Source organism: Ruminococcus sp. 210702-SL.1.03, from assembly GCF_020559915.1.
Lineage (GTDB): Bacteria > Bacillota > Clostridia > Oscillospirales > Ruminococcaceae > YE71.
The window spans coordinates 1-6748 of the sequence record NZ_JAJCLZ010000049.1; the positions used below are offsets into that span (position 1 = coordinate 1).

At 43.8% G+C, this 6748-nt stretch carries 5 protein-coding genes; 2 read left to right on the forward strand and 3 right to left on the reverse strand.

Annotation, left to right across the window (positions count from 1 at the left end):
• Positions 1-507: 507 nt before the first annotated feature.
• Together LI114_RS12765 and LI114_RS12770 are read right to left on the reverse strand one after the other, a co-directional pair.
• Entirely contained in the window at positions 508-1344 is an 837-nt protein-coding gene (locus tag LI114_RS12765) for a hypothetical protein (protein ID WP_227220999.1), read from the reverse strand.
• Between the two features lie 40 nt (positions 1345-1384).
• Positions 1385-3445 carry a glycoside hydrolase family 2 protein gene (locus tag LI114_RS12770; RefSeq protein ID WP_227221000.1) on the reverse strand — a complete coding sequence of 687 codons (2061 nt, stop codon included), beginning with the start codon at positions 3443-3445 and terminating at the stop codon, positions 1385-1387.
• 98 nt (positions 3446-3543) lie between these two features.
• Here LI114_RS12770 and LI114_RS12775 point away from each other — a divergent pair, with 98 nt between their 5' ends.
• Positions 3544-4368 carry an AraC family transcriptional regulator gene (locus LI114_RS12775; protein WP_227221001.1) on the forward strand — a complete coding sequence of 275 codons (825 nt, stop codon included), beginning with the start codon at positions 3544-3546 and terminating at the stop codon, positions 4366-4368.
• Positions 4369-4475: 107 nt separating this feature from the next.
• Here LI114_RS12775 and LI114_RS12780 read toward each other — a convergent pair whose 3' ends face one another.
• Entirely contained in the window at positions 4476-5660 is a 1185-nt protein-coding gene (locus tag LI114_RS12780) for an MFS transporter (RefSeq protein ID WP_227221002.1), read from the reverse strand.
• Positions 5661-5771: 111 nt separating this feature from the next.
• On the opposite strand from LI114_RS12780, the gene LI114_RS12785 reads away from it, so the two are divergent.
• On the forward strand, positions 5772-6701 hold the full coding sequence (locus LI114_RS12785; protein WP_227221003.1) for an AraC family transcriptional regulator: 930 nt from the start codon (positions 5772-5774) through the stop codon (positions 6699-6701).
• Positions 6702-6748 lie beyond the last annotated feature (47 nt).

A 6748-nucleotide genomic window follows, 5' to 3' on the forward strand; every position in this document is an offset into this window, starting at 1 on the left:
GCTTAACTTCAAATCCTTGCGGTCAATGTGTCAAGTTTTATTGACAAAATCAATGCGTATCTTGATTGGTGTCCGTTTTCTTTATCCGAAAGTTCTTGTTTAATGGGATTTGTCAACACAATTTAACAAAAGAAGGCTCTGCGATGACTAAAAAACGGTCACAGCAGAGCCTTTTCTATTTTTTACCTAAAAACTTTTTAACGAAATGTCGTAAGGGTGTGCATTTTCGGCAAGGGGTGTGCACTTTTAAATTATTCCTAAAATTAACAAAAAGCCGCATGACTTGCTTATTAAAATTTGAGCAGTCCTGCGGCTCTGTTATTTTACCATTCTAACCTTAGTGTCGCTTCCATAAAGAGCTACTTTTATCCCATTGCAGCAACATCTGCATATAGTAAAATTCGATCTGTGGTTCAGAACTGTGAAATTTAGCACTAAGAATATATCAGGTTGAAGTAATAAATATAAAAGCTTTTCAAAAGTAATTTGATGCAGAATATTTAAAATTTACGCCAACTGAAAAGCCACTATACCCACGATGCAGATAATACTTCCAATCAAATTGAACCGTGAACGCTTTTCTCTGCGGATCAGACCGATAATAAAAAGCGTTACAAGAATCATCGGCTGAATGAACGAGTAATTTGCAAGGCTTATAGATATCACCACATTTTCAAGCAGCATTCCGAGCGTATTGGGAATTCTAGCGAGCACTACCTTAACAACGCCACTTCGATTATTCTTAATAAGCTCCCTGATATGAACTCTCGGCAGCATTATCAGTGAAATTATCACCATAGCTGGCAGAAGCTGCATGGTTGATGAAACATATGAAGAGAAACTCTTTATAACAAGACCATACCCATATTTTGAAACAAGATACAGCACCAACGGCAGAATTATCTGTTTATAGTTTATACTGTCACATTTAGACGACTTTGCAATAAATACAAGGCCTGCAGCTGTTGCAAATATACAAATCAGTTTGAAAACACTGAGTTCAGACCCGAAAAAAATGTCGGTGAAATAAGACGCAAACAGGGTTATCCCAAGCCACGCTTTCAACTCAAAAGCAGAAAGCTGTTTCAGCACCCGTGCGCTCATCTGGAATTCAAGCATTTTGCACATTGCAACCAGTAATACCGCTAAAAACGACTGCCATGTAAAACTGAAACTCAGATTCTGGAAAGGCAGGCTTGCAGCAAGGAACACCGACATCGACGAGCACATCAGGAATGTAAATTCATCGCCCGATAAGTTGGCTTTGGCAGCGGCGTATTTGTCATTCAGCGAGCATATTGTATAGCAGGCTGTCACAGCGAGCATCAGAATAACAACGTTCATAATCGACCTCTATTATGATGAATAAAACATACTGACACGTTTATTTACCTGTCCAGAATGCATAGTCGGTCCTTGATGTTCCGTCGCTGAAATATGCTTTAGCACATATCTTGTTTTTCGTGCCGGGTTTTATCTTTATATTTTCCCACACGAAAACAGTGCTCTCGTCATCGGAAAGTTCGCACCGGGATATCCTGCCGTGCGAAACATCATTTATACAAAGCTCCACTGCGTCCGCATTTGAATAAACCTTTACAAAAGGGACATCACAAGCCCTGAATTCATGCCTGCGTTCAGTTATATAAACGGTTTTTTCGCTGCTCCATACGGACATGTAAAAGAAATATACGTCCTTGGGAATACGCTCCCTTGTGCAAAGTCCTTTGTCGTTCTGCGACTTTGTATCTCCCTCCACTCGCCCGTAGGACGCAAAATCGAACATACACCATATAAATTCAGCCCATAGGTACTTTCTGACCGAGAATTGTTTCCACAATATCTCGTGCAGCTGCGACTGATAGTTCTCATAATGCCGTACTCCGACAGGGTCTATATCGCTTTCCCAATTCACATTGTCCTTGTGCTGCGAAATTGCCCCACCGCCGCCGTATTCGGAAAGGCAGACAGGGCGCTTTTCCTTTTCATTATGGTATAGGTCAAGCCATTCGCCGAAATTCTCCGCACTGCCGGCATCCTTATACCAGCCAAAATAACGGTTATACCCGACCACATCAGCGGGAAGCTCCAGAAATCTGCCGTAAAACTGATTGTCTGCAAAGGTTTTCAGCCTTGTATCGTCCTCTTTGCAGGCAATTTCATAAAGCTCGCTGTAAAGCCCGAATATTTCATCGGTCATCTGGTGAAGTTCGTTGGACAACCCCCAGACAATAACTGACGGATGATTGTAATTCTGCCTGATAAGCTCACGAAGCTGCTGTTTTGCGTTATCTCCAAAGCCGTCTGAAAGAACATGAGCGTCGCTGTCATCGGCAGACATTTTATTGATTATGCCTATCTCCGTCCAAACGCACAGACCCAGCCTGTCGCATAATGAATACTCATGGTCACAATGCTGGTAGTGAGCCATTCTTACAGCGGTACAGCCCATGTCACGAATGATATGATAATCCCGCTCACGCTGAGCGTCAGTCATTGCCCAGCCGGATTCGTAACTGTCCTGGTGGTAGTTCACCCCATGGAGCGGATATGGCTTGCCGTTGAGGAAAAAGCCGTTATCGGCATCTATGCGGTACGAGCGTATTCCGAATTCCTGTTCAATGCTATCGACAGGTTTCCCGTTGCAGAATAAGGTTATCTCCGCACGATAAAGGGCGGGAGAGTTTACTCCGTTCCAGAGTTTCGGGCAGTTGATTTTTCCCGAAAGCGTTATCCTGTCTTTTTCCGCTCTGCCGAAAAACTCCGTTACAGGCTTTCCCTGCGGATCAAATATCACAGCCTTAGCCTCTGCGGTTTCGGCTTTATCCAGCTTGACAAGTATGCCTATATCCGCAGATGTTTCTGAAATATTGTGTGGGGTTATATATACTCCGCAGGAGCCGCTGTCTTTCAGAGCAATATGAACAGGCTCGACTGCAATAAGCTTTACACCCCTGTACAAGCCGCCCATTTTCGTGAAATCGCCATTGTCGGTTATCGGCGCAATATAATCGGTGGGAGCATTCGATACGATAACAGCTATCAGATTGTCTTTGTCCGGGTATATATAGTCCGTAATATCAAATTTGAAAGCTGAATACCCTCCGCTGTGCTCTCCTGCAAATCTGCCATTTATATAGACTTCCGCAACAGTATTAGCACCTTCAAATTCCAGATAGAGTTCTTTTCCGCTGCATTCTTCAAAACTCAGCGCAAGGTTTCTGCGGTAGCATACAGTTCCACGGTAGTAGTCCCCACCGTCTGCAGTTGCCATTCTGCCTGCACCGTCTTCAGAATTATATGTATGCGGCAGTACAACAGGCTGCCATGACGCATCTTCATATTCTGGAGAGATAACGTTGTCTTTCGATATATTCATTCCTGCGGGAAGCTTTGTGAATCTCCAGAAATCGTTGAGTGCCTTTACTGTTCTCAAAATAATCACCCTTTCTTGTTTTAATAGATTATAACGCTTATTGACAAACAAGTCAATGAATGATATTATTAAGATATAACGATTTTAGCACAGGCGGTGAATTAATTTTGAAATTCTACGATTATCCGATAATCAGCAAAGAAAGCAGTCTTCCCGTCTTTTTGGTAAGCGTAGGGCTGAACGAATGGCAGTATCATGTTAAATGCGACAAAGGTGACAATTATTCCAAGGCTCTTTATTGTACAAAAGGCAGCGGCGTACTTATAATGAACGGAGAGAAACATATAATAAATCCGTACACCGCATTCTTTATCCCTGCCGGCTGTCCGCATGAGTACTATTCAACGGACGAATCCTGGGATACGCATTGGATAAAACCGTCCGGAAAGTCCTGCCCTGATATGCTTAAAGCACTCGGCTTTGACAAGTCGAAAATCTTCCCTCTTCCAAAGGAAGAAATTACATATCTTGACCACTGTTTCAGATGTATGCACGATGCGCTTCTCTCTGACAAGGTTGACGGAAATTTCAGAGCGTCGGGCTATCTGTACAGCTTTTTTATTGAATTGAGCCGTCTTGCGGCGAAAGGAAAAGGCAGTGTACAAATCGCCCCTGCGGTAACGAAGGCAATCGCTTATATTGACGAGAATTATATGAAACAGCCCGGTCTTGAATCCATAAGTAAAGCAGCAGGCGTTTCTTCGCAGCATTTGTGCAGATTATTCAGGCAGACCTTGAACTGCCGACCGATGGAATATATCACAAAACGCAAGATACAGGCGGCTAAAATGCTTCTGGCGGAAACACAGAAAACTGTCGAGCAGATAGCTGAAGAAACAGGCTTCTGTGACAGCAGTTATTTTTGCAAGATTTTTAAAAGGTTCGAGAGTATTACCCCGTCGCAGTTCAGAAATGCAGAACAGGTTCTATGAAATCCGTAAATTGACCGCCGGCATCGTATGAAAAACAAAAAGGCATCACGTTTAAATACATGGTGCCTTTTTTCTATTGTAGCTTTTCATAAACCTGCCGGATACGATCAGTTATTCCTGCGTCTGGCTCTGTTCAGCAGCAGGAGCGATATCATAAGTATCAGTGGAAATGCACAGCCTGAAAGCATACCTTTCTGCATATCATTACCTGCATTCTGGGTGACATTTCCTACAATAGCAGGACCGAGTGCTCCGCCGAGGTCACCAGCCATGGCGAGGAGTGCAAACATTGCAGTTCCGCCTGTGGGTATTTTTCCCGAACAGATGCTTATAGATCCGGGCCACATGATACCTACCGAAAATCCGCACATTATGCAGCCGAGAAGACCGATTACAGGTATTCCCGACAGGGAGGCAGTGATGTAACAGATCAGACACAGCATTGCCGAGCCTATCATGAATTTCATAAGATTGAGCTTTTCGCCGTACTTCCCGTAGAGTGTACGGCTTATGCCCATCGTCACCGCAAACATACACGGCCCTGCAATATCTCCGACTGATTTAGTCAGTCCGAGAGCGGATTCTGCAAATGCCGACGCCCACTGCGCCATTGAAAGTTCCGAGGCTCCAGCACAAACCATAAGCAGTATCGCAAGCCAGAACAGCGGCACTCTGAGCAGGTCACGGATACGCATTCCCACGCCGTCCTCGACGGGGTGTGCAATGGGACATACTGAAAAATTGTAAACATTCACCAGTGGAATTATCGCCCAGATACAAGAGAGCCACTTCCAGTTTTCTATGCCGAAAGCAGTAAAAAACAGTGTTGAAATGAGTATGACTCCGACTGAACCCCAGCAGTAGAATGAATGCAGCAGGCTCATTGCAGCTTCTTTGTGCTTAAACGGGCAGGCTTCAACTATCGGACTTACAAGTACCTCGGTCAGACCGCTTCCCATTGCATATATGACCGTGCTTATAATTATTCCTGAAAACGGATCGGGAAGCAGTTCTGGCAGAAAAGCAAGCCCGATAAGTCCCAGCGCAGAAAACACCTGCGAACCGATAACGCATTTCCGATAGCCGATCTTGTCGGCGAAACGTGCACACAGCACATCTATGATAAGCTGAGTAACAAAAAATACCGACGAGATAAGGGCAATTTTTCCAAACGGAATACCATAGCCATTGTGAAATGTGAGAAATAGAAGCGGAGCGAAATTAGCCGCTATTGCCTGTGTGATGAATCCAAGATAGCAGGATATAAGTGTTTTTCTGTAATTTACAGCCATATTGACAAACTCCTTGACAAATGATATAATCAGATTATATAGTAAATATCGTAACATTTCAATACACAAAATCACATTTTTATTACACAATATCGTAAATCGGGTGAGAACATGGAAAATGAAATCAAAAAGGACAGGATCACAACGGACGAAACCTTACGTGAAACTGCAAGTCACGGCAGCGAAGAATATCCGTTCAGTTACTATTATGAGGACATCTGGGATTTCGATTTTCACTGTATCGACTGGCACTGGCACCCAGAGGTCGAATTTGTTTATGTACAGCATGGCAAGGCTGATTTTCTGGTGGGTGGAAACAGGTATGTTCTAAGCTCGGGCGATGGGATCTTTATAAATTCTCAGGTGATACACAGGTTTGAAGCAGAAGACAGCGCTATCATTCCGAACATTGTTTTTTCACCTGTTCTGCTTGCGCCGCAGGGCAGTCTGATATACAGCAGATACATCAGACCGATAATTGAATCAACTACCGAATGTGTGATTTTTTCCGCCGAAGAAACAGCGCACCACAGCATTATCGAAACAATGAGGTCGGTATTTGCTGTGCAGGGTTCTGGCACGGCTTCTGAAATGGAAACGGTAGAACTGCTGCTGAAACTATGGCGCCTGTTATATGAAAGCATACAGATAACAGACTGCGGCCCCGTGTCCGGGCATTCCGCACAGACGCAGGCTAAGCTTCAGATAATGATGCAGTATATTCATGATAATTACAGCGGTCAGATAACACTTGATGATATTGCAGGAACAGTTCTTATAAGCAAAAGCAGTGTTCTCAATATTTTCAGGACATACCTGCACACTTCGCCGATAAATTACGTTGTGAAATACAGACTGAAACGTGCGTCAAAACTGCTTGTTGATACCGAAAACAGCGTTTGCACCATAGCGCAGGAAACGGGATTTGAGAACATCGGCTATTTCTGCCGCAGATTCAAAAAGCTGTACGGCGTTACGCCGATATATTACAGAAAACACTGTCGCAGTGCGGAGCGTAATTCAATGAGAAAAGGAGTCTGAATACCCAACCGTGTAAATGACAATAATACCCACAAAGAAATTTGGAG

What these genes read in the sequence shown, in the direction of transcription:
- LI114_RS12765 (WP_227220999.1), bottom strand. Translation starts at nt 1,344, where the DNA reads ATGAACGTTGTTATTCTGATGCTCGCTGTGACAGCCTGCTATACAATA.
- LI114_RS12785 (WP_227221003.1), top strand. Translation starts at nt 5,772, where the DNA reads ATGGAAAATGAAATCAAAAAGGACAGGATCACAACGGACGAAACCTTA.
- LI114_RS12780 (WP_227221002.1), bottom strand. Translation starts at nt 5,660, where the DNA reads ATGGCTGTAAATTACAGAAAAACACTTATATCCTGCTATCTTGGATTC.